Source organism: Moorena sp. SIO3I6, assembly GCF_010672095.1.
In genome coordinates this window covers 1-1,141 of the sequence record NZ_JAAHHU010001603.1, presented here as the reverse complement: position 1 = coordinate 1,141, position 1,141 = coordinate 1, and the positions used below count along the sequence as shown (strand labels likewise).

Annotated in this window: 1 protein-coding gene; it reads left to right on the top strand. The window is 40.5% G+C overall.

Features of this window, described 5'->3' with window-relative positions:
* On the top strand, nt 1-1,088 hold a 1,088-nt coding region (locus F6K49_RS51570; RefSeq protein ID WP_293110745.1), incomplete at its 5' end, for a condensation domain-containing protein.
* Between the last annotated feature and the right edge of the window lie 53 nt (nt 1,089-1,141).

Genomic DNA, 1,141 nt, shown 5'->3' with positions numbered 1-1,141 from the left:
GAAAACCCTCCCCATTATCAGAACTACCCATTCAATATGCCGACTACGCCCACTGGGAACGACAGACACTCACAGCAGAGGTATTAGAAGAACATCTGAGCTACTGGAGACAAAAACTAGCAGGAATTTCCCCAATATCACCCCTACCAACAGACCGCCAACGTCCACAAGTGCAAAGCTTCCATGGAGGATTAGAAAAATTTAAACTCAATCAGAACTTGATACAAAAACTCACGCAACTAAGTCAGGAGTCAGGTACAACATTGTTTATGACTATGTTGACTGCATTTTTTGTTCTACTCTATCGTTATAGTGGAGAGTCTGACTTAATAGTAGGTACAGGAATTGCTAACCGCAACCGAGTCGAAATTGAACCCTTAATTGGTGTATTTGCCAACGTCCTTGCACTTCGTTGTCAATGTTCAGATGACTCTAGCTTTACCGAATTACTAAGTCAAGTCAAACAAACAACTCAAGAAGCCTATAAACATCAGGATTTACCATTTGAAAAGCTAGTAGAGGAACTTTCGCCAGAAAGGAAGTTAAGCTACAACCCTCTGGTACAGGTGATATTTAGCTTTACAGATGTACCATCAATGAAATCTTGGGATTTACCAGGATTAAGGGTAATTCAGAGGGAAGAAGGTTTCAACTCTGTAATGGATTTAGAAGTGTATCTGTGGGAAGCACTATCCGGTCTAGAAGGCTATTGTGTTTACAACACAGACCTATTTGACAGAGCAACCATCACTGGGATGATGGCACATTTCCAAACTCTACTACAAGCAATAGTAGCCAACCCCCAACAAAAAATATCAAAACTTCCCTTAATCACAGCAGCAGAAAAACAGAAAATACTGCACGAATGGAAAAACACCAAAACAGATGACCCAGATGACAAATGTATTCATCAGTTATTTGAGGAACAGGTCGAAAACAACCCAAATGGAATAGCATTAGTATTTGAACAACAAAAGCTGACCTACTCACAATTAAACAGCAAAGCCAATCAACTAGCCCATTACTTGCAAAAATGGGGAGTAGTTCCAGAAACGCCAGTGGGTATCTGTGTAGAGCGTTCAGTATAGATGGTAGTAGGTTTATTAGCCATACTCAAAGCCGGAGGAGCTTATATACCATT